Origin of the sequence: Mesorhizobium norvegicum, from assembly GCF_004919685.1 — a bacterium.
Classification (GTDB): domain Bacteria; phylum Pseudomonadota; class Alphaproteobacteria; order Rhizobiales; family Rhizobiaceae; genus Mesorhizobium; species Mesorhizobium norvegicum.
In genome coordinates, this window is record NZ_SMYZ01000041.1 from 49,832 (window position 1) to 70,534 (window position 20,703).

Annotated in this window: 16 protein-coding genes and 1 tRNA gene; 7 read left to right on the top strand and 10 right to left on the bottom strand. The window is 61.1% G+C overall.

Features of this window, described 5'->3' with window-relative positions; all coding sequences use genetic code 11:
* Positions 1-49: 49 nt before the first annotated feature.
* From FCU66_RS16955 to aroA, 6 genes are all read right to left on the bottom strand, one after another.
* Positions 50-673 carry an MOSC domain-containing protein gene (locus tag FCU66_RS16955; protein ID WP_136618326.1) on the bottom strand — a complete coding sequence of 208 codons (624 nt, stop codon included), beginning with the start codon at positions 671-673 and terminating at the stop codon, positions 50-52.
* On the bottom strand, positions 670-870 hold the full coding sequence (locus FCU66_RS16960; protein ID WP_136618325.1) for an MOSC N-terminal beta barrel domain-containing protein: 201 nt from the start codon (positions 868-870) through the stop codon (positions 670-672). Before FCU66_RS16960 ends, FCU66_RS16955 begins: the two co-directional genes overlap by 4 nt.
* Before the next feature lie 237 nt (positions 871-1,107).
* Positions 1,108-2,805, bottom strand: a complete 1,698-nt coding sequence (gene rpsA, locus FCU66_RS16965) for a 30S ribosomal protein S1 (RefSeq protein WP_023811516.1) — start codon at positions 2,803-2,805, stop codon at positions 1,108-1,110.
* A gap of 208 nt (positions 2,806-3,013) precedes the next feature.
* The gene (cmk, locus tag FCU66_RS16970) at positions 3,014-3,664 is read right to left on the bottom strand and encodes a (d)CMP kinase (protein WP_136618324.1); all 651 of its coding nucleotides are present in this window, start codon (positions 3,662-3,664) and stop codon (positions 3,014-3,016) included.
* Positions 3,661-3,987 carry a hypothetical protein gene (locus tag FCU66_RS16975; RefSeq protein WP_136618323.1) on the bottom strand — a complete coding sequence of 109 codons (327 nt, stop codon included), beginning with the start codon at positions 3,985-3,987 and terminating at the stop codon, positions 3,661-3,663. Before FCU66_RS16975 ends, cmk begins: the two co-directional genes overlap by 4 nt.
* Before the next feature lie 3 nt (positions 3,988-3,990).
* Positions 3,991-5,349: a 3-phosphoshikimate 1-carboxyvinyltransferase gene (gene aroA / locus FCU66_RS16980; RefSeq protein WP_136618322.1), complete on the bottom strand. Its 1,359-nt coding sequence runs from the start codon at positions 5,347-5,349 to the stop codon at positions 3,991-3,993.
* A 207-nt stretch (positions 5,350-5,556) separates the two neighbouring features.
* Here aroA and FCU66_RS16985 point away from each other — a divergent pair, with 207 nt between their 5' ends.
* The 6 genes from FCU66_RS16985 (at position 5,557) to FCU66_RS17010 (ending at position 16,919) form a co-directional block, all read left to right on the top strand.
* Positions 5,557-5,946, top strand: coding sequence for a TIGR02300 family protein (locus FCU66_RS16985; protein ID WP_136618321.1), 390 nt, complete (start codon positions 5,557-5,559; stop codon positions 5,944-5,946).
* A 172-nt stretch (positions 5,947-6,118) separates the two neighbouring features.
* Positions 6,119-6,194: transfer RNA gene (locus FCU66_RS16990), tRNA-Ala, on the top strand.
* Positions 6,195-6,358: 164 nt separating this feature from the next.
* Positions 6,359-7,096 (top strand): 4'-phosphopantetheinyl transferase family protein, encoded by a 738-nt coding sequence (locus tag FCU66_RS16995; protein ID WP_136618320.1) that lies wholly within the window; start codon positions 6,359-6,361, stop codon positions 7,094-7,096.
* A 98-nt stretch (positions 7,097-7,194) separates the two neighbouring features.
* Positions 7,195-13,512 carry a non-ribosomal peptide synthetase gene (locus FCU66_RS17000; RefSeq protein ID WP_136618319.1) on the top strand — a complete coding sequence of 2,106 codons (6,318 nt, stop codon included), beginning with the start codon at positions 7,195-7,197 and terminating at the stop codon, positions 13,510-13,512.
* On the top strand, positions 13,505-15,166 hold the full coding sequence (locus tag FCU66_RS17005) for an AMP-binding protein (protein WP_168991891.1): 1,662 nt from the start codon (positions 13,505-13,507) through the stop codon (positions 15,164-15,166). The genes FCU66_RS17000 and FCU66_RS17005 overlap by 8 nt, the downstream gene beginning before the upstream one ends.
* A gap of 178 nt (positions 15,167-15,344) precedes the next feature.
* Positions 15,345-16,919, top strand: coding sequence for an anti-phage dCTP deaminase (locus FCU66_RS17010; protein WP_136618317.1), 1,575 nt, complete (start codon positions 15,345-15,347; stop codon positions 16,917-16,919).
* Positions 16,920-17,166: 247 nt separating this feature from the next.
* On the opposite strand, the gene FCU66_RS17015 is transcribed toward FCU66_RS17010, so the two are convergent.
* Both FCU66_RS17015 and FCU66_RS17020 read right to left on the bottom strand, forming a co-directional pair.
* Entirely contained in the window at positions 17,167-17,403 is a 237-nt protein-coding gene (locus FCU66_RS17015; RefSeq protein ID WP_246093929.1) for a DUF6471 domain-containing protein, read from the bottom strand.
* A gap of 16 nt (positions 17,404-17,419) precedes the next feature.
* Entirely contained in the window at positions 17,420-18,409 is a 990-nt protein-coding gene (locus FCU66_RS17020) for a hypothetical protein (protein WP_136618316.1), read from the bottom strand.
* A gap of 406 nt (positions 18,410-18,815) precedes the next feature.
* On the opposite strand from FCU66_RS17020, the gene FCU66_RS17025 reads away from it, so the two are divergent.
* The gene (locus tag FCU66_RS17025) at positions 18,816-19,010 is read left to right on the top strand and encodes a hypothetical protein (RefSeq protein WP_136618315.1); all 195 of its coding nucleotides are present in this window, start codon (positions 18,816-18,818) and stop codon (positions 19,008-19,010) included.
* 178 nt (positions 19,011-19,188) lie between these two features.
* On the opposite strand, the gene FCU66_RS41670 is transcribed toward FCU66_RS17025, so the two are convergent.
* Both FCU66_RS41670 and dgoD read right to left on the bottom strand, forming a co-directional pair.
* Positions 19,189-19,476, bottom strand: coding sequence for a hypothetical protein (locus tag FCU66_RS41670; protein WP_206077119.1), 288 nt, complete (start codon positions 19,474-19,476; stop codon positions 19,189-19,191).
* Positions 19,477-19,554: 78 nt separating this feature from the next.
* Positions 19,555-20,703 (bottom strand): galactonate dehydratase, encoded by a 1,149-nt coding sequence (gene dgoD, locus FCU66_RS17035; RefSeq protein WP_136618314.1) that lies wholly within the window; start codon positions 20,701-20,703, stop codon positions 19,555-19,557.

The window sequence follows — 20,703 nt, forward strand, 5'->3', positions numbered from 1 at the left end:
CAAGGTCGGCCTTTCCAAGCATGGCGGCCGCCGACGCTCGGAGCAGCGACTATGTCAGGTTCGAGCCCCCCGCCTCCATGACCTCGACTGCGTCGCCGATGGAGATCGTGCCGGCGTTGTTCGGAATCGCATTCTGGCCGAAGATGATGCCGCCCTTGGCGGAGCGATGGAGTTTGCCAAGCGTCTGCAACGGCTCGCGCGGGTCCGGTTGTTCGCCGCTGTACGGATCGCGGGTGGTGATGACACAGCGCGCGCAGGGCTTTGCGATCCGCAACTCGACAGAACCGATACGGATCGTCTTCCAGCTGTCTTCGGGCCATGCGCCTTCTGCGTCGAGGACGATGTTTGGCCGAAACCGCGCCATCTCGATGGGCCTGGCAAGATGGCTGTTCAGATGGTCCAGCGAGCCCGTCGTGGCGACCAGCAGCGGAAAACCGTCGGCAAAGCTGACGTAATCGCCAGGCTGGCCGAATTCCGGGTCGACCGGCCGGTTTTGCGGATCGTCGAAATAGACGAGATCGACGGGCCGGCCAAGAATCGTGGAGAGATAGGCGCCGGCGGTAGGGTCACCCGGCCGCGCAGCAACCATATCCTTCCAGATCTTGACCTGACGGAGCGCAGCGTCTGGGGCTGGAGCCTCGACAGCGTGCGAACCATGCTTGTCATGCTTCAACAGGATGCCCGTGCCGCGATGTCGACGTCGATCGTCGTCATTGCCGGTATCTGGCGAATGGTGAGGAAGTGTCCATCCTTGTCGACGACCATCCAGCGGCGGTCCCCCGCCATGCCTATGGTCTCGATGTCAGCACTCTGTACGGCATGGCCGCGCAGGCTCTTGACCGGATAGCGATAGATTCCGACGACCTTCATGCGCAATGCTTCTCTGTTGCCCGAAGGGCATGGCTTTCCGATGTCTACCTGCAACGACGGCCCGAACTTACAGCCGCGAGTGCGGAATTGAAGGTGTTCTATCGTCTTTGTCTTGTGCCAACCCCATCGCAAGGCCACCACCACCCGGCTCTATCGCGCATGAAAAAACCCGCGAGCCTTGCGACCCGCGGGTTTCCTTGTTCAGGCCGCGCGCGAGGCGCGGCAGACAGCCGAAGCTTAGCTGCCCTGCTTCTTCAGCGCGGCACCCAGGATGTCGCCCAGCGAAGCGCCGGAGTCGGTCGAACCGTACTGAGCGACGGCTTCCTTCTCTTCGGCGATTTCCAGCGCCTTGATCGAGACCTGCAGCTTGCGGGTCTTCTTGTCGAAGGCGATGACGCGGGCATCGACCTTCTGGCCGACGGTGAAGCGCTCGGGGCGCTGCTCGTCGCGGTCACGGCTCAGATCGGAGCGCTTGATGAAGGTTTCGATGCCGCTGTCGACCAGCCGCACTTCCAGACCGCCATCCTTGACGCCGATGACTTCACAGGTGACGACCGCGTTCTTGCGCAGTTCGCCTGAAGTCGCCGCTTCGCCGACCGTATCCTTGGCCAGCTGCTTGATGCCGAGCGAGATGCGCTCCTTGTCGATGTCGACGTCGAGCACCTGCGCCTTGACCATGTCGCCGCGATTGTACTCTTCGATGACCTGCTCGCCCGGACGGGTCCAGTCGAGGTCGGAAAGGTGCACCATGCCGTCCACGTCGCCTTCGAGGCCGATGAACAGGCCGAACTCGGTCTTGTTCTTGACCTCGCCCTCGACCTGGCTGCCGACCGGATGGCTCGAGGCGAAAGCCTGCCACGGATTCTCAAGCGTCTGCTTGAGGCCGAGCGAGATGCGGCGCTTGGCCGGATCGACCTCGAGCACCACCACGTCGACTTCCTGGGTTGTCGACAGGATCTTGCCGGGATGCACGTTCTTCTTCGTCCACGACATTTCCGAAACGTGGATGAGACCCTCGATGCCCGGCTCCAGCTCGACGAACGCGCCATAGTCGGTGATGTTGGTGACGGTACCCTTGATCTTCTTGCCGATCGGGAACTTGGTGCCGATCTCGGACCACGGATCGCTCTCGAGCTGCTTCATGCCGAGCGAGATGCGGTGGGTTTCCTGGTTGATGCGGATGATCTGCACCTTGACCGTCTGACCGATGTTGAGGATTTCGGTCGGATGGTTGACGCGGCGCCATGCCATGTCGGTGACATGCAGCAGGCCGTCGATGCCGCCGAGGTCGACGAACGCACCGTAATCGGTGATGTTCTTGACGACGCCTTCGACAACCTGGCCTTCTTCGAGGTTCTGCACGATTTCCGAACGCTGTTCGGCGCGGCTCTCCTCGAGCACGGTACGGCGCGACACCACGATGTTGCCGCGGCGGCGATCCATCTTGAGGATCTCGAAGGGCTGCGGGTTGTGCATCAGCGGGGAGACATCGCGGATCGGGCGGATATCGACCTGGCTGCGCGGCAGGAAGGCCACGGCGCCGTCGAGGTCGACGGTGAAGCCGCCCTTGACCTGATTGAAGATGACGCCTTCGACGCGCTCACCCTTGGTGAACTTCTCTTCGAGACGGACCCAGCTCTCTTCGCGGCGGGCCTTCTCACGGCTGAGCATCGCTTCGCCAAGCGCGTTCTCGATGCGCTCGACATAGACCTCGACGGTGTCACCGACCTTGAGGGTGGTGTCCTTGCCCTTGACGCCGAATTCCTTCAGCGGCACGCGGCCTTCGACCTTGAGGCCGACGTCGATGATGGCCATGTCTTTTTCAATGGCGGTGATGATGCCCTTGACGACCTGGCCTTCGCCGGAATGGCCGGCGGTAAATGATTCTTCGAGCAGGCTCGCGAAATCATCGCGAGTGGGATTTGCAGCTGACATTGTTTCTCCTGGAGTGCCCCGCATCTCAAGCGGGACGGGCGCCGTGGGTTAGCGTTGCGTTGGCCTGCCGGCGTTCCGGGCTACAAAAGCCCTGGGCCGCTCTTTAAGCGGCAATTCCGGCGCATGAAGAATGCTGGCAGGCTGGTTCGTGCCCGATATGGGTATTTTCTTCGCCTCCGACAACGGAAACACGAGGGAAAAACCCGGATCAGGCCTTGTCTCTCTTGGCCAGCACGTCATCTATGATCGCCATGGCTGCAAGAAACGCGGCTTCTATAGCCATTTCGCTGGTATCAAGCAAGTGCGCGTCGGTCGCCGGCTTCAAAGGCGAGTCCGCACGGCCCATGTCGCGCTCGTCGCGGCGCACGATATCGGCGAGAATCTCGGTGAAATCGGCGGTCCCGCCGATGCTTTCGATCTCCGCCAGCCGCCGCCGTGCCCGCACCTCGGCACTCGCTGTCACATAGAGTTTTATGTCGGCGTCGGGGCAGACGACGGTGCCGATATCGCGCCCATCGAGCACCGCACCGGGCGGCGTCTTGGCGAAGTCGCGCTGCTTTTCGACCAGGATGCGCCGCACGGTCGGGAAAACGGCGACTTTCGAGGCGGCCTCGCCGACGGCATGCGCTGACAAGACCGCCCGGTCGAGCCTTGCCAGGTCGACCTGACGGGCAGCGGTCTCGGCGGCCGAGACATTGTCGAGCGGCAGCGCGTGCTGGATCAGCGCATAGGCGACCGCGCGATAGGTGAGACCGGTGTCGAGCAGGTTCAGCCGGTAATGGTCAGCGAGCCGGCGCGCGAGGGTGCCCTTGCCGGCGCCGGCGGGGCCGTCGATGGCGATGGTAAAGGTCGGATTCATTTGGCTGGTCTGAAAAAGTGAAATGCCAACACCGCCGCAGCGATCAGAATCGACAGCGGCAGCGCTATAAACGGCACGACGCCAATTGTTACAAAAGCCATTGCGCCGAACCCTTTGATCAGCATCGCAAGGAAAACCCATTTGTTGTTTTCCAGGAGCGTGGCTGCGTAAACCGACAGATACATCATCAGAAATTGAAGTGCCAAAATCCAAAAAAGAAAGGCAAAAACGCCTATGCGTTTTTTGAAAACAAAACGCTCAATCAGATAGGGGGCCAACGCCGCTCCCAGGCAAGCTGCTAGCATTGGCCAGTCGTGTAACATTTGCTACCCGATCTCCGCGCCCAGAGCCTTCATCAGGCCCATGAATTCCGGGAAACTCGTCGCGATCATCGCCTGATCGTCGATGGTAACAGGCTTTTCGGTGGCCAGCCCCATGACCAGAAAGCTCATGGCGATGCGATGGTCGAGATGGGTCTCAACGATGGTGCCCTGTCCATTGGGGTGCTGGCCCAGCCCCTTGCCGCCCGGTTTGCCGCGCACGGCAAGCGAAGCTTCGCCCTCCGTGCAGTCGACGCCGTTGAGCTTCAGTCCGTTGGCGACGGCCGACAGCCGGTCGGATTCCTTCACCCGCAATTCCTCCAGCCCCTGCATCAGCGTTTCGCCCTCGGCGAAGCTGGCGGCGACGGCGAGCACCGGGTACTCGTCGATCATCGACGGCGCCCGCTCGGGCGGCACGGCGACGCCCTTCAATTCGGAGTAACGCACGCGCAGGTCGGCGACATCCTCGCCGCCGGCATTGCGTGGGTTCAAAATGTCGATCTTGCCGCCCATCTCCTGCAGCGTCAAAAGCAGGCCGGTGCGGGTCGGGTTCATCAGCACGTTTTCGATTGTTATGTCCGATCCCGGCACGATCAGCGCGGCCACCAGCGGGAAACCGGCCGAGGACGGGTCGCCCGGCACCGCGATGGTCTGGCCGGTCAGCTTGCCCTGGCCTTCTATGAAGATGTGGCGCACGCCGCGTTCGTCGGTCTCGACCGACAGGTTGGCGCCAAAACCTTTCAGCATCTTTTCGGTGTGGTCGCGCGTCATGACGGGTTCGATGACGGTGGTGATGCCCGGGGTGTTCAGCCCGGCGAGCAACACCGCCGATTTCACCTGCGCCGAGGCCATCGGCACGCGGTAGGTGATCGGCGCGGCATGCTTCGGCCCATGCAGCGTGATCGGCATGCGGTCGCCAGGCGTCGCCTTCAGCACCTGCACGCCCATCTGGCGCAGCGGTTCGAGCACGCGGCCCATCGGCCGGCCGGACAGCGAGGCATCGCCGATGAAGGTTGTTTCCATGTCATAGGTGCCGACCAGGCCCATGGTGAGCCGCGAGCCGGTGCCGGCATTGCCGAAATCGAGCGGACCTTCCGGCTGCAGCAGCGCGCCATTGCCGGTACCGCGGATTACCCACTCGGCGCCGCGTTTTTCTATATGCGCGCCCATTGCCTTCATGGCCGCACCGGTGCGCATCACGTCCTCGCCTTCGAGCAGGCCGGTGATGCGGGTCTCGCCGGAGGCGAGGCCGCCGAACATGAAGGAACGGTGCGAGATCGACTTGTCCCCCGGCACGCGAGCGATGCCGGAAAGGGCTTGACATTTGCGAGCGGTGGCCGGCTTGGGGGCGGCGGCGTGAGACATGGAATTTCCCTGGACGGAATGCCGGCGGGCCGGCGCTTTTCATTTGTTGCGGCGGTCTCGTATCACGGCGGGCCGAAATGGTCATCCCCAATGGTTGTCACTTGACGCGAGGCCTTCCAATGCATGGTTTTGTGACGCCGGCTTTTCGCTTTGACAGCGCTGCAAACTGTGGTTAAGGGGACCACTCTTTTATTGACGAGGCTTGCCGTGGCAAAAACCGAACTTGGCACAAAACGTATCGACCCGGAGACGGGCCGAAAATTCTACGACCTGAACAAGGACCCGATCGTCTCGCCCTACACCGGCAAGACCTATCCGCGTTCCTATTTCGAGGAAGGCAAGATTGCCGCTCTCGAGGAGGAAGAGGAAGTGGCCGAGAAGGAAGTGGACGCCGAGGAAGAAGAGGGCGTTGAGGTCGTGTCGCTCGAAGAGGCCGACGAGGACGTCAAGGGCGACGACCTGCCGGATCTCGGCGACGACGAGGACGACGTCGATCTCGGCGACGACGAGGAGGACACTTTCCTCGCCGACGAAGAGGAAGAAGACGACGACGTCGCCGACATGATCGGCGTTGGCGACGACGACGACGAGGTCTGATCGGCCTTGAAAGCGGGCGTTTGCAGGCTTTCATGGCCTGTGGCGAAAAAGCGGCTCTCGAAGGCTTGATATTGACGAAAGGCGGGGTTAGAAGCCGCCTGCACTAACGGCGCGGTCTCCAACCCGCGCCGGATCTCTTCGCCGGAAACGGCGCCGGTTGACTGCCGGAAGTGGGGCCATAGCTCAGTTGGGAGAGCGCTTGAATGGCATTCAAGAGGTCGTCGGTTCGATCCCGATTGGCTCCACCAAACAGTCTTTCTGCAAAACTGGCTATTTCCTTGCTGGAATAACCGCGCCTCTTCGGAGGCTTGCCAGCGTCGCGTTTTACGACGCCTGACAGAGACGGCGTTTGTCTCAGCCCCAGGCCTTGGCCGGCTCGCCGACGCTCTGATACAACTCGCGACAGCATCGAATGGGCGGCAGTTGGGCCGGCAAAGGAATGGTATTGCCTGTTGAGCCGGAACTCCGCGACGATCGTTCTTCAGTCCATCTGGTGGCAGCTGTCCGGCAGTTGGTTAGCCATGGCCTCGTCGTCGAGGGCGGCGATCTCACACCAGCCGATCGCGACCTGAGGCTTGAGGAAGAACTTTCGCTGGGCAATGTCGTGCCGGCGCGACGCCGTGAATTTCGCGCGGGACGCTTCTACGCCCGGCAGGCGTTGCATGGCCTTGGCGCAGGCGGTAGCGTCCCGATCGGGGACAATCGTGCGCCGCTATGGCCGACAGGTATTGTTGGTTCCATCTCTCATACCCGAAGCCTGTGCGTCGTCGCCGTTGGATCATCCACCGAATTCCTCGGCGTCGGCATCGACATCGAGGAGGATTCTCCCCTTTCGTGCGAACTGGCGCAATTGGTGTCCGACGCCGCCGAACTAGAGGGGCGGGAAGGGATCGAAAGGCGTCTAGGCTGCGACCTGCCAAAGCTTCTGTTCGTGATCAAGGAAGCGTTCTACAAAATGTATTTCCCGCTTACCGGCCGTTTTTTGGCGTTTCACGATGTTAGCGTCGAACTGGATGTGGAGAAACACGCCGCCAAGGCCCAGATCGTTCCATCAAAGCGACTGGCGGCGATCGACAGCCATTGTTTTGAAGGTCGCTTCGGCAGCAGCTGCGGGACCCTGTTTTCATGTTTTGAGCTCTCCGCGCGTTGACAGCCGCGCCGCCAGCAAGCACTCAGGGAACCGGGCAAAGGCTTTTTGGGTTGAGCGGTGGCTATTTCTGATCGACGTCGATCCCGGATCGGGATCTGATGGGCACGATATGTGACCATGTGAACCGGCATGCCGGATACAATTCGCAGACGGTGGCCCTTCTGGCCGCGGGACGGCCAGGGCTTACCTTTGAAGGGTTGGTTGCCCAGATCCGCTATGTCGGCGAAGCGCTGGCGCTGGAGGGCATCGGCCTATCCGACCGTGTCGCCTTGCTGCTGCCCGAGGGTGCGGAAGCCGCGGTGGCGATTGTGGCCGTCGCAGCCAACGCGGCATGCGCTCCCTTGAACCCCGCATGGCCGGCGCGCGAACTTGAATCGCAGCTGGCCGCGCTGCGCGCCACGACGCTGATCGTACCGCATGGCTGGCAATCGCCGCTGCTTGCCGTGGCGGCCTCGCTCAAGATCCGCGTCCTGCAACTGCTTGCCGAGCCGGGTGCGGCGGCCGGGCGCTTTTCGCTGACCGGTGCCGGCGAGACGCATCGCGATAACTGGCGCAAGGCCTCACAACCGGATGCGGCAACGCCGGACGATACCGCGCTGCTGCTGTTCACCTCGGGCACGTCGGCGCGGCCCAAGCTGGTGCCGCTGACCCATCGAAACCTCTGCGTTTCGGCGCAGGACATCTGCGCGGCACTGGATCTGCGGCGCACCGACCGCTGCCTAGGCGTGATGCCGCTGTTCCACATCCATGGCATCAGCAGCCTTTTGGCATCGCTGGTTTCAGGGAGTTGCTACATCAGCCTGGCGGGCTTTTCCGCCGACGGCTTTTTCAGCGGCCTCGAAGACTTCAGACCGACCTGGTATTCGGCCTCGCCGACCATCCATCGCACGATCCTCGACCAGATCCGTCTTTGCCGGGGGGACCCGCGCCGGGCCGGGCTGCGCTTCATCCGTTCGGCTTCGGCGCCAATGCCATCCCAATGGATCGCGGATATCGAAGGCGTGTTCGGCGTACCGTTCGTCGAGGCCTATGGGATGACCGAGGCGGCGCCGCAAATTGCCAGCAACGGCCTGCCGCCGTTCGAACGCAAGCGCGGCTCCGTCGGCAGGTCCGCGGGCCCGCGGATCGCCATCATGGATGAAGCCGGGCGTCTCCTGATGCCGGACGAGAACGGCGAAATTGTCATTCGTGGCGCCAATGTCATGCCCGGCTACGATGGCGATCCCGCCGCCAATGAGGCGGCTTTCGTCGATGGCTGGCTGCGGACAGGAGACCGGGGCCATCTCGACGCAGACGGCTATCTGTTCGTCTCCGGCCGCCTGGCGGACACCATCAATCGCGGCGGCGAAAAAATCGCGCCGGCGCTGGTGGAGCAAGTCCTGCTCGACCATCCCGACATCGAACAGGCGGTCGTTTTCGGCATCCCCCATCCGGTGCTTGGCGAGACTGTTGCCGCGGCGGTCGTTCCCAAGCCGGGGAAAGCGCTGTCGACGCAGCAGATCCGCGGCTTTGTCGCCGAGCGGCTGGCGCGCTCCAAAGTGCCGCAGCGGATCGTGCTGGTGGATGAGATCCCGATCGATGCCGGTGGAAAGATCAATCGCAGGCATCTGGCTCTGAATCCGCAAGAACAGGACGGTCAACCTGTTCTGCCGCAGACCGGCAAGGTGGTTGCGCGAACCGCGATCGAGCGCCGGGTGGCGGCGGTCTTTGCCGAGGTTCTGGGAGCCGAACCGCCCGGCATCGATGACGACTTCTTCGACCTTGGCGGTCATTCACTGACCGCAATGCAGGTTCTCGCCCGGCTGCATGCCATATTCGAGGTCACATTGCCGGTCGATTGCATGTTTGACAGCCCGACCGTGGCGCGGCTTTCCCGGCGCATCGGCGAAGAGATGGCCAACCTCGTCGCGGATGGCCTGGCGCGGCTGGAGCGGGGATCGACGTCCGGGCAGGCAACGACACGCATTCCTCGCCGACAGGAGGGTGTGCCTGCGCCGCTTTCCTCAGCCCAGCAGCGCGTCTTTTTTCTCGACCGGATGGGCGCTGGCAGCGCTTACACCATGTCGGCCTCGCTGTGGCTGAGAGGCGCGCTTGATGAGCGTGCACTGGCGTTGGCGCTCGATGAGGTACGCCGACGCCACGACATCTTGCGCACGACCTTTCACCTGCGCGACGGCGACCCGGTCCAGGTCGTTTCCGGATTTCAGGAAAGCACGCTGCAAACGATCGACCTGACCGGCCACGAGGCGGATGCGCGAACCGCCGAGGCCATGCGCATCGCCACGCAGGAAAGCGACGAACCGTTCGATCTGGCGCAAGGTCCGTTGTTTCGCGCCAGTCTGGTTCGGCTGGCCGAGCAGCACCATGCCTTGCTGCTGACGATGCACCACATCATCTGCGATGGCTGGTCGATCGGTGTGCTGCATGCCGAGCTGCAGCAGCTTTACCAGGCCTTTCATGACAACCGGGCGTCGCCGCTCGCAGAACTGCCGCTGCAGTTCGGCGACTTCGCCGCCTGGCAGCAACGCGGCATCGAAACCGCGGAGATCGAACGCCAGACGGCATACTGGGTCCAGCAACTCAAGGGCCTGCCGCCGACCTGCACGCTGCCGACGGACCGATCCCGCCCGGCGATCCAGTCCCACCGCGGTGGCGCACTGCAGATCGAGATCGATCGTCAAACGACGGATCGCCTGAAGATCCTCGGCCGAAGCCAGGACGCGACCGTCTTCATGGTCTTTCTGGCGGCCTTCAAGACATTGCTCTTCCGTTACAACGGGCAGGATGATTGCGTCGTCGGCGTGCCGATCGCCAACCGCCCGAGGAAGGAACTGGAGCCGCTCATCGGCTTCTTCGCCAACACGCTGGTTTTGCGCACGACGCTTGGCGGCGACCCGTCCTTCGTCGAATTGCTCGGTCGCATCCGCACGACGGCGCTCGACGCCTACGCGCATCAGGATGTCGCCGTCGAACGCATCGTTGATCAGCTGAAAATCGCGCGCGATCCCGGCCACACGCCCCTGTTTCAGGTGATGTTCGCGTTCCAGAACGTCCCGAAGTTTTCTGGCTCGGGCCCATCGGCGCAGCCTGCAGCCGACCACCCAGTGGGGCCTTCCTTCGATTTTGCGCAGGACCTTGCGGCACAGCCTCTGCCCATCGACAAGGCGATGGCGAAATTCGACCTCACTCTGTACCTGTCGGAAACCCCGGACGGGATGGCCGCGACCTGGCAATTCAACGCCGATCTCTATGAGCCTGCCGTCATCGATCGGCTGGCTCGGCAGTTCCAGACCTTGCTCGAAGGCATAGCAAGCGATCCCGCGCAAACGCTTTCGCAATTGCCGCTGTTACCCGAGGTCGATCGTCACCAGATCGAGATCGACTGGAACCGCACGCAAGCCGGCGAACTGCTGGAGCAGGACTATGTCCAGCTGTTTGAGGCGCAGGTCGAGCGAACGCCCGATGCTGTCGCCGTGCTGGACCAGGATCAGCGGCTCACCTATCGCGAGCTGAATGAGCGGGCCAACCGCTTCGCGCGTTATTTCAGCAGTTGCGGCGTCGCCCGCGAGACATTGACGGCGGTCTGCCTGCCAAGGTCTGCCGAGGTGCTGGCAGTGCTGCTTGGCGTGTGGAAGGCGGGCGGCGCGTTTCTGCCGCTCGATCCCGATTACCCGCCCGATCGCATAGGCTTCATGCTGGCTGATGCGGGTGCGGCGCTGCTCATCACGGAGACATCGCTGTTGCCGAAATTCGGCGCCGCGTTTCAGCCGGAGGCACCGGGCCAAGCTGCCGCCAGGCAGGCCATCTGCATCGACGCCTGCCGACCGTCCGTTGCGGAGCAGGATCCCGGCAATCCGGGCGTCGTCGCTGCGCCGGATGCGCTCGCCTACGTCATCTATACGTCGGGCTCCACCGGCCGGCCCAAGGGCGCGATGATCACGCGGGCGAATGTCGGTCACTATGCGCAGGCGATGGTCTGCGCCGTCGGGCTCGAACCAGACGACACCTGGCTGCACACCGCCTCGTTTTCGTTTTCCTCGTCCATACGCCAGTTTGCGGTTCCCTTGTCGTGCGGTGCGGCGGTTTCGATCGCTTCGGCCGAGGAAATCAGCGACCCGCACGTGCTGTTCGAGATGGTGCGCCGCCAGCACGTGTCGGTGGTGGATCTCGTCCCTTCCTTTTCGGCCGGCTGCCTGCATGTGCTGATGTCGCTCGATCCATCCGTGCGCCAGAGACTGCTCGACAATCGGGTGCGGCTGATGCTGTCGGCCAGCGAGCCCCTGCCGGGCGCCCTGGTCGAAAAGTGGCGGCGCCTCTGCAAGCCGGCGACAGAATTCATCAACATGTTTGGCCAGACCGAGACGACGGGAATCGTAACCGTCCATCCCATTCCGGCCGAGGCCGGCACGGCGGGGATGATCCCGATCGGCCGGCCGATCGCCAATACGCAGGCCTATGTGCTGGACACGTCCCGCCGTCCGGTTCCGGCCGGCATCAGCGGCGAGCTGTATGTCGGCGGCGCCGGTGTCGGCCGCGGCTACATCAATCGCACCGGTGCCGGCAACCTCGTGCCGAACCCGTTCAGCACGGGCGAGCGGCTGCAGCGAACCGGCGATCTGGCACGCTACCTGCCTGACGGGACGATCGAAATCGTCGGGCGTGCAGACGAACAGATCAAGCTTCACGGCTTCCGCATCGAACCGGGTGAGATCGAGGCTGCGTTCCACACGCATCCGGAGGTGCGCGAATGTCTCGTCGGTGTTGTCGAGGATGCCATCGAAGATGACGATATCGGCGATCGCAAACGCCTGGTCGCCTTCGTTGCGGTGAATGCCCCGCATGATGCGGAAACGCTGGCTCTGTCTCGGCAACTGCGCGATTTTCTGCGGCGGCAGCTGCCGCGATACATGCTGCCTCAACGCATCGTCATCCTGGATCGCTTGCCGCGCACGCCAAACGGCAAGATCGACCGGCAGGCTCTGCTCGCCAGTCAGCCACGAGCGGCGACGCGGCCAATCGCCGGCATGCCTCCCTTGGGCCAGGCCGAGTTGCATGGGGTGGCGCGAACGGAGGCCGAGACGATCCTGGCGGCGGTCTGGAAGAAGGTCCTGAGGCTGGAGGAGGTTGGCCTGCACGACAACTTCTTCGACCTCGGCGGCAATTCCCTCCTCAGCATCAACATCGTCGTCGAAGCCGGCAAAGCCGGCCTGGCCATCGATCTGCGTCAGCTCTACCAGCACCAGACGATCGCCGATCTGGCGCGCGCTGCCTCCCAGGCGGGGCTTGGGCAAACCGTCGCGGCGACACCGGCATCGGCTGCGGACGCGGTGAAAATTCCGGTGACGATCGAAAGCCTCCGTGCCTATGGCCGCGAAGCGCTGACGCGGGCCGGACTGAGCGCGCAGGGTGCGGCGATCGTCACCGAAGTGCAGCTCGAGGCAAGCCTGCGCGGACAGCCGACGCACGACATTGTCAGCATTCCGCGTTACGCCACGCGGATTGCCTCGGGCAAGATCAATCCGCATCCGCAAATCCGCATCGAACATGACAGCGCCACCATCGCCCGCATCGATGGCGACAACGGCCCCGGCCAGTGGGTCAGCACGGTGGCGATGGACCTCGCCATTGAAAAGGCGGGCAGGCACGGCGTCGGCATTGTCGGTGTCCGCCGCTCCAATCATTTCGGTGCCGCCGGCCACTATGTCTGGCAGGCAGCAAGGAAGGGACTGATCGGTCTGTGCACGACCAACGGACCGCTGATCCTGGCGCCGACCGGCGGCGTCACGCCGACATTCGGCAACAACCCGCTCGGCGTCGGCATTCCGGCAGGGCGGCATTTTCCCATCCTTCTCGACGTCGCCATGAGCGTTGCGCCGCGCGGCAAGATCGGCCTGTCGGTTGCCGAAGGCAGTCCGTTGCCGGCGGGCTGGATTCTGGACCGGTTCGGGCGTCCCTCCACAGACCTCGGCGATCTCGCAGCCGGACTCGGCGTACCGATCGGGGGACATAAGGGCTACGGTCTGGCCATGGTGATGGAAGTGCTTGCCGGTGTGCTCACAGGCGCAGGCTTTGGCAGCGACCACCATCAGGACAGATTACGTGAGGGCTCTCACACGCCGGACTACGGCCATTTCTTCATGGCGCTCGATCCCGAGCGATTCATGCCGGCCGTCGACTTCACCCAGCGCGTCGATCGTCTCATCGAGCAGACCAGGAATGGCGAACATGCTGAAAACGCCACTGAAATCCTCATCCCGGGCGAAATGGAATTGCGCACTCGCCAACAGAGCCTGTCCGAAGGCGTGCGGTTGCGGTCATCGACTTACAAGGTACTCCTCGCCTACGCACGCAAGGCCGGGTTCGATGCCGGACTGGAGATCGTCGGGGAAAACCGGTTTGCCGAAAGCCATGGCTGAGCTGCTGACGTTCGATCGTAGCGAGCTGGACGGGAGCATCCCGGCGCGTTTCGACAAAGTGGTGCACAGCTTTGCGTCGCACGTGGCGATTGGTGGCGGCGATCGGCCATGGACCTATGACGAGGTCGACCGGCGGACCAACCAACTGGCCCGGGCAATCCTCGAGCGCACGCAGTCCGGGCACGGATGCGTTGCCTATCTGCTCGACCATTCGCCCGAGATGGTGATATGCGCGCTGGCCGTGCTCAAAGCGGCGAAGGCGTTCCTGTGCGTCCATCCGGCAATGCCACTCAAGGCCCAGCATGACATCATCGGCGATGCCGCCCCGGACCTGCTGCTGACCGACGCGGCTCACGCAGCAGCAGCGCGTGACCTTGTCGGCGATGACAGGCGGGTTCTGCTGCTGGAAGATATCGACCTGCGGTACTCCGCCGATGCACTGCATGTTCCGGTCGACCCGCGCGACCCGGCCGCGATCTTCTACACGTCGGGAAGCACCGGGCGGCCGAAAGGTGTGGTCAAAAGCCATCGCACCGTGCTGCACAGGGCCTGGCTTTGCGCCTTGTATGACGGGTTGGCCCCCACCGACCGGCAGTCTCTTCTGACCTATTGCAGTTTCGCCTCATCGGAGGCGGATGTCTTCGGAGCGCTGCTGAACGGAGCCACGCTGGAACTCTACGATGCCGCATCGCGTGGCCTCGGCGATCTCGGCGCGTGGATCGACGAGCGTCGCATCACGCTGCTGCACCCGCCCGTGATGCTGTTTCGCAAATATCTGGAGATGATCGACGGCAAGGACCTGCATCCCTCGGTCCGACTGGTGGCGCTGGCAGGCCAGACGGTCATTGCCTCCGACATCGAGCTATGGCGCCGCCACTTCGCCCCGTCCTGCGGCTTGCGCCATCGCTTCTCATCCACCGAGGCCGGCCACATCGCCGTGGCATCGGTGGCTCCGGGCGAGATACCCGCATCAGGTACGGTGCCGGCGCCTCGACCCGTCGCCGACAAGTTTCTCCTGGTCGTCGACGGGGACGGGCAACCGGTCGAACCGGGCGGCGTCGGCGAACTCGCCGTGCGCAGTGCCTTTCTGGCCGACGGCTATTGGCGGCGGGCTTCCGAAACAGTGAAATATTTTCGCGACGCCCCCGGTTTCCCCGACCAACGCCTGTTTCACACAGGCGACATCGGCCGCCTGTCGAGCGATGGCAGTCTTGAATTCCTCGGGCGCCGCGACGACCAGGTCAAGATTCGCGGCTATCGCGTCGAAATACGGGAAATCGAGCAGGCTTTGCTGCAGCTTCCAACGGTGGATGAAGCCGTCGTCATCACCGAGCTCCGCCAGGATGCGCATTCCCTTGCCGCCTTCGTCGTGATGAAGCCGGGGGCCGTGTTTCGGTCTGACGCGCTGAGGGCCGGCTTGAGGGCGAGCCTGCCGCAGTGGAAAATTCCAGGCCGAATCCATGCGATCGACTCGTTGCCGCTGACGCCAACCGGCAAGATCGACAGGCCACGTCTCCAGCAATTCCTGCAAGCACGTGACGGCTCCGTCGAAAACAGTCAGGCCGCGCAATCGCCCGAAGAGACAATGATGGTGCCGACCGCAAAACGGATCAGGAGCTGGAAGGGGCTTTTTACCCGGACCGGTAACCGGTGAAGGGCGAGCGAAAATTCCGGTATTATGGAGCAAACTCACCAAATATGATGATGTTTCCAACCGAATTTGAGGGTAGGGATGGATAGGGATTGATTGACGCCAGGAAAATGTCAAGCCGATTAACAGCTTAGAAGCTTTCTGCTATGTAACCTCCAAGGGGATAAGTGGGGGTACTGTGTTGAGCCAATCGGCTGCAATATTAAAACGAGACGATAAACAGCCAGAGAAAGTTGCTACAACCATAAGCGACCGGCTGTCGCAAGAGCTTGTGATAGCTTTGGTCGGGCCAGTGGCCTCTGGTGTTTCTACGACGGCAAAATTTCTAGCAGATTTGCTATCTCAGAAATACGGATATGACGTTTGTCCGATAATCAAACCGAGCGCAGTCATAAAAGCGGAGGCCTACAGAGTAGGATTGACGCCTGCCGGTAAGCAGCCGCTAGGTAAATACATTACCGAAATGCAAAATATCGGTAATGAACTCCGATCCGATTTCGGAAGCGATTATCTAGCCGAGAAGGCTGTGGAGAAGATCGTACTTTTCCGAAAACAGAAGAACGGATACAACACTGACGGTCTGCCTCAACCTGGCCGCAGGGCCTACATAATAGATTCTATAAAAAATCCCGAAGAATTTATCCTACTCAAACAGATATATGGCGAGACGCTTTGCTTGTTTGGTGTATTCGCGCCAGACAATTTGCGCCGTCAGCGCTTGCTTAATGACGGTGCCGAGCCACAGGAAGTCGATATAATCCTCGACCGGGATCAGAATGAATATCCGACATTCGGGCAGAAGACGCGAAAGGTATTTGTTGAGGCGGACTTCTTTCTCTGCAACGACAGGAAGAATGAAGAACTCCACTCCAGCGTGGATCGCCTGCTAGACATTATATTCAGCACCAAAATTAGAACTCCGACACGTGCGGAGTCGGCCATGTATGAGGCCACATCGGCGGCTTCAAATTCGGCGTGTATGTCTAGGCAAGTGGGCGCAGCAATCGTTGCAAAGAACGGCGAGTTGATATCAGTTGGATGGAATGATGTTCCGAAGTTCGGAGGTGGTCTTTATCGCGAAGACGACCAATCGGTTTGGAGCAATGAGAAGCAGCGTATCGAGGATAACGACCATCGATGTTTTAAATGGCAGCAAAAAATCTGCCACAATGAGGTTAGGCGCACCTCGATCAAGGAGATGATCGTCGATCGTATCCTGAAGTCGTCCATAATAAAGGACGGCGTGAAAAGGAAGAGGGCAGAAGAAATTCTGGATGGCACTGGGATAGACGATCTAATCGAGTTTTCTCGGTCGATTCACGCTGAGATGGACGCCATACTTGGCGTTGCGAGGGAGGGAAAACATTCGCTGGTTGGTTCGACGCTCTATACGAATACGTATCCATGTCACAATTGCGCTCGCCACATAGTGGCGGCCGGAATCCAATCGGTTGTATATATCCAACCATATCGGAAGAGTCTGGCAACGGTTCTCCATTCAGACGCAATCTCGGAAGACCCGGACCAACGGGACAAGGTCATTTTCAGTCAGTTCGATGGGGTTGCGCCTAGAAATTACCTCAGGCTGTTCCAGCAATCTGGGGAACGAAAGCGTGGCGGACATGTGGTGTCAGTGGACCATATGAACGCTGTGCCTGTTTTTCGAATGGCGCTTGATTCGCCGGCCGAATACGAGTCTAAAGTGATTGCTGATCTCACTGACAAGGAAAAGACACCAATTGGCAAAGGGGCGTGACGTGTCAAAGCGCAAGGATGTCTCGGGTCCCAATCAGCTTGAGTTCGATTGCATTTGGGATGGCAAGGACCCAAAATCTGGCACGGGGCGCTATCCAGGCGTCTGTCATGCGGGCAGCGCCGGGAACGTGGTCCGGCTTGTCGACGCGGCAACGCTTTCCATTCGCCGGGAGGCTGTTGAACGAGTAGCTCGCTCAGGGATTTTCCCGGTTCCGTCCAGCAAACGATGATTAAGTAGCCCGCTGAGGCTACATCTCCAAGCTGACTTGGCGGACTCCAATCACGTCCATGCACATCATGAAGAGCGCAGCGGTGAAGCTGCCCCGGCTTATCTTGTTCGCCAGATTGCGTTCGCTTTCGTGTGCGCCCTTCGCTGTCAGCCTCTTAGCCAGCGCCGCATAGGTTATGCCGCGCCGCTTCAGTTCGCCTTTCAGTATGTTTTTCGAAGTCGGATCAATGGTGCGGATACTGGCAGCGCCGGGCAAAATGAAACAGGCGGCCTCAGGGAGCCGCCTTTTTTTGCTCTTTCTTCAAGAAAATATTGAGATACTGGCCAAGCTCCGCAAGTCCGTCTGCGGACATATTCTCTGGGAAGATCAGTGTCACATCCCCTTCGTCTACGGGAAAGACCGCCTTTCGCGATCCCTTTTTCACCTCAATCGCCAAGGTGTTCTGACCCGAACGAGCCATAACATCTACAAGGTGTTGCGGCATGGCCGGAGGCGTCTGCGCAGGAGAAGGTTCCATAACTTTGATCTCTCTTACTGGAATCCCCGACATCCCCTGATCGGTAAAGGCCCACTGGTTGTCATCCGAAAAACCTAGAATGGTTGCGCCATTGGGAAACTGGTCCACGCCTTGACTGGACCACTGCACCTTGTCACCGATCTTGATATCGAGCGGCTGTCTATCCGCGCCGGCATCATGAATCTGACGTTCATTTTTGTCCACAATTTTATCAGGATCGTACAGTCCGATGTACCTGGCTGTTTCCTTGAACTCGGCCAGCAATTCGTGGGCTGCTTCCTTGTTGAACAGAAAATCAAAAACCAAAAAGTGCACGACGGAGTTGTCAGACGCTAGCCCGACTGGGTATTTGTCGTAGATCGCCTTGTGCACTTTAGGGCTTAGGGCAACCCTCCGTAAGAGAACTTTCTTCTCCGTCTCATCCTCGCGCTGGTCGAGCAGAATGCGACGCGCAATTTCCGATACCTTGATCTTGCGATTGTCTCCGTCGCCTTGAACTTCAATTAGGCCATAATATCCGAGCGTTGCGAGGGTCTGTCGCCCTCCGCTGCTTTTCGCGCTGTAGCCCCACGCGGCGGCTGCTGATTCTGCCGGCGCCGCATAGTCCCCCTCCCGCTCATAAAGGGCTTTGGCTTTCTCTACCGCCTTCTGAACGCTGAGAACGGGGTAGGATGGGCTGCGCCCGGCCCTGCGCTTCTGGGCGCTTTTGGTCTCGGCACTCGTGGCCTCGCTCTGATCCGACATTTTAGCCTCCGGTTCTGAAGTTAACAGCCTTCATATAGGAGGAGACTGGCAAAGTCAAAAATCCGAATATGTCTAAACCGGGTATTGCGTTATGACCAGATTGCCCACAGGATGCGCCGTGGAGATTCGTATCCACGGCGCATCGAGCAAAGGTAATCGGTATGGAACCCATATAGCTTGACTGCTTCCTGATCTGACAAGGTCTCGAACGCCTGGTCAGTTTCAGCAGCCGCCGCTGGGCGGTAGGGGTCGGGGCGCAAATGCCTCGGCTCCACAACGGACCCGGAAATAGGTCCGGGTTCGAACAGTGACCGGATAACAGATCACTCAGCGAAACGACAATGATTCATCCTTGAATCAGCGTCAACTGTTTATTCGGTCGCGCCCTTTTCGAAAGGAAAAGGCAATGCACGACCGCAAGGTAACGCCGGATATGGTTCCGGTGATAAAATTGGCCCGCCACTTGGACATCCCGTACTCGTGGATTTCGGGTTATTACCCCGGCCTCAACTTTGGCCGGATTGCTGACGTGGTGAAGGGACGTAGGTTCCCCGAAATCCCGCCGGCAAGCGATCTCCCCGCCGACTTCCCCTCGGCATAGTTGAATAAGAGGAGGGGCGGCCTACTGGTCGCCCCTTTTCAGTTTCCAGAGCTTGTAAGGCCCATTGGCGTCTTGCTTTCTGTCCAGCCGCATTCCACAATCAAGCCTTGGTCGACACAGACCTCTATGCAGGCGCCGATGCGGTCGCTTCGTCGGCGACAAGCCCGCGATCTGCCAGTTAGGTGATCTGGCGCGAGGTCATGGGCGCCGTCGCCTCTCGCATAGTGCTCAACACAAACCGCTTCACAGACCCCTTCTGAGCGCGGTGCTTGGTCACGTATTCCTTTATCGCCCGCGTGTCGGCGCTCGGATCAAAGAGCCGGATTGCCGCGTCCAAATGGTCTATATCGACCGTCAGCTTTTTGATCTCGGCGCGGTACTTGTCACGCAGGGCGGTTAGCTTGGCGTGCTTGCCGACAAGGCCGGCGACGATGTTGGGTCTATCGTAGTCGTAAATATCCATCATGCCCGATGATGTAACCTCGTTTACGATGGCGTAAACATCATACTTGGTGAATTTGCTCCATGATACCGGACAGTCTCATCACCACTCGGCGAAAGAACCATCCTTGTGGCGCCAGATCGGGTTGCGCCAGCGATGCCCTTCCTTGGCGCGTTCCTTGACATAGTCCTCGTCGATCTCGACACCCAGGCCCGGGCCGTCAGGGATGGCGACATAGCCATCCTCGTAGTGGAAGACATCCTTGTTGGCGGCATAGTCGAGCAGGTCGTTGGCGGCGTTGTAGTGGATGCCGAGGCTCTGCTCCTGGATGAAGCAGTTGTAGCTGACCGCGTCGAGTTGCAGGCAGGCGGCAAGCGCGATCGGCCCGAGCGGGCAGTGCGGCGCCACGGCCACGTCATAGGCTTCCGCCATCGCCGCGATCTTGCGGCATTCGGTGATGCCGCCGGCATGCGACAGGTCGGGCTGGATGATGTCGACGACGCCTTCCTCGAACACCGACTTGAAGTCCCAGCGGCTGTAGAGCCGCTCGCCGAGCGCAATCGGCGTCGAGCCAAGCGCGGCGATCTCCTTCAGCGCTTCGCGGTTTTCGCTGAGCACCGGCTCCTCGATGAACATCAGCCTGTAGGGCTCCAGCTCCTTGACCAGGGCGCGCGCCATCGGCCGGTGCACGCGGCCATGAAAATCGACGGCGATGCCGATGTTGGGGCCGACGGCCTCACGCACCATGGCGACGCGTTCGACAGCGGCGTCGATCTTGTCATGGCTGTCGACGATCTGCAGTTCTTCGGTGCCGTTCATCTTGAGCGCCAGGAAGCCGCGCGCCACCATTTCCCTGGCGCCGGCCGCGACCTCCGCAGGCCGGTCGCCGCCGATCCAGGAATAGACCTTGATCGTGTCGCGCAGCTTGCCGCCGAGCAGTTCATGCACGGGCACGCCGAGCGCCTTGCCCTTGATGTCCCACAGCGCCTGGTCGATGCCGGCAATGGCGCTCATCAGGATCGGTCCGCCACGATAGAAGCCGCCGCGGTGCATCACCGTCCAGTGGTCCTCGATCAGGCGGGGATCCTTGCCGATCAGATAATCACCAAGCTCCTTGACCGCTGCCTCGACGGTCAGCGCCCGGCCTTCGACGACCGGCTCGCCCCAGCCGGTGACGCCGGCATCGGTCTCGATCTTCAGGAACAGCCAGCGCGGCGGAACGATGTAGGTGGTGAGCGAGATGATTTTCAT

What these genes read in the sequence shown, in the direction of transcription:
- FCU66_RS16960 (WP_136618325.1), bottom strand. Translation starts at nt 870, where the DNA reads ATGAAGGTCGTCGGAATCTATCGCTATCCGGTCAAGAGCCTGCGCGGC.
- rpsA (WP_023811516.1), bottom strand. Translation starts at nt 2,805, where the DNA reads ATGTCAGCTGCAAATCCCACTCGCGATGATTTCGCGAGCCTGCTCGAA.
- cmk (WP_136618324.1), bottom strand. Translation starts at nt 3,664, where the DNA reads ATGAATCCGACCTTTACCATCGCCATCGACGGCCCCGCCGGCGCCGGC.
- FCU66_RS16975 (WP_136618323.1), bottom strand. Translation starts at nt 3,987, where the DNA reads ATGTTACACGACTGGCCAATGCTAGCAGCTTGCCTGGGAGCGGCGTTG.
- aroA (WP_136618322.1), bottom strand. Translation starts at nt 5,349, where the DNA reads ATGTCTCACGCCGCCGCCCCCAAGCCGGCCACCGCTCGCAAATGTCAA.
- FCU66_RS16995 (WP_136618320.1), top strand. Translation starts at nt 6,359, where the DNA reads ATGGGCGGCAGTTGGGCCGGCAAAGGAATGGTATTGCCTGTTGAGCCG.
- FCU66_RS17000 (WP_136618319.1), top strand. Translation starts at nt 7,195, where the DNA reads ATGGGCACGATATGTGACCATGTGAACCGGCATGCCGGATACAATTCG.
- FCU66_RS17005 (WP_168991891.1), top strand. Translation starts at nt 13,505, where the DNA reads ATGGCTGAGCTGCTGACGTTCGATCGTAGCGAGCTGGACGGGAGCATC.
- FCU66_RS17020 (WP_136618316.1), bottom strand. Translation starts at nt 18,409, where the DNA reads ATGTCGGATCAGAGCGAGGCCACGAGTGCCGAGACCAAAAGCGCCCAG.
- FCU66_RS17025 (WP_136618315.1), top strand. Translation starts at nt 18,816, where the DNA reads ATGCACGACCGCAAGGTAACGCCGGATATGGTTCCGGTGATAAAATTG.
- FCU66_RS41670 (WP_206077119.1), bottom strand. Translation starts at nt 19,476, where the DNA reads ATGATGGATATTTACGACTACGATAGACCCAACATCGTCGCCGGCCTT.
- dgoD (WP_136618314.1), bottom strand. Translation starts at nt 20,703, where the DNA reads ATGAAAATCATCTCGCTCACCACCTACATCGTTCCGCCGCGCTGGCTG.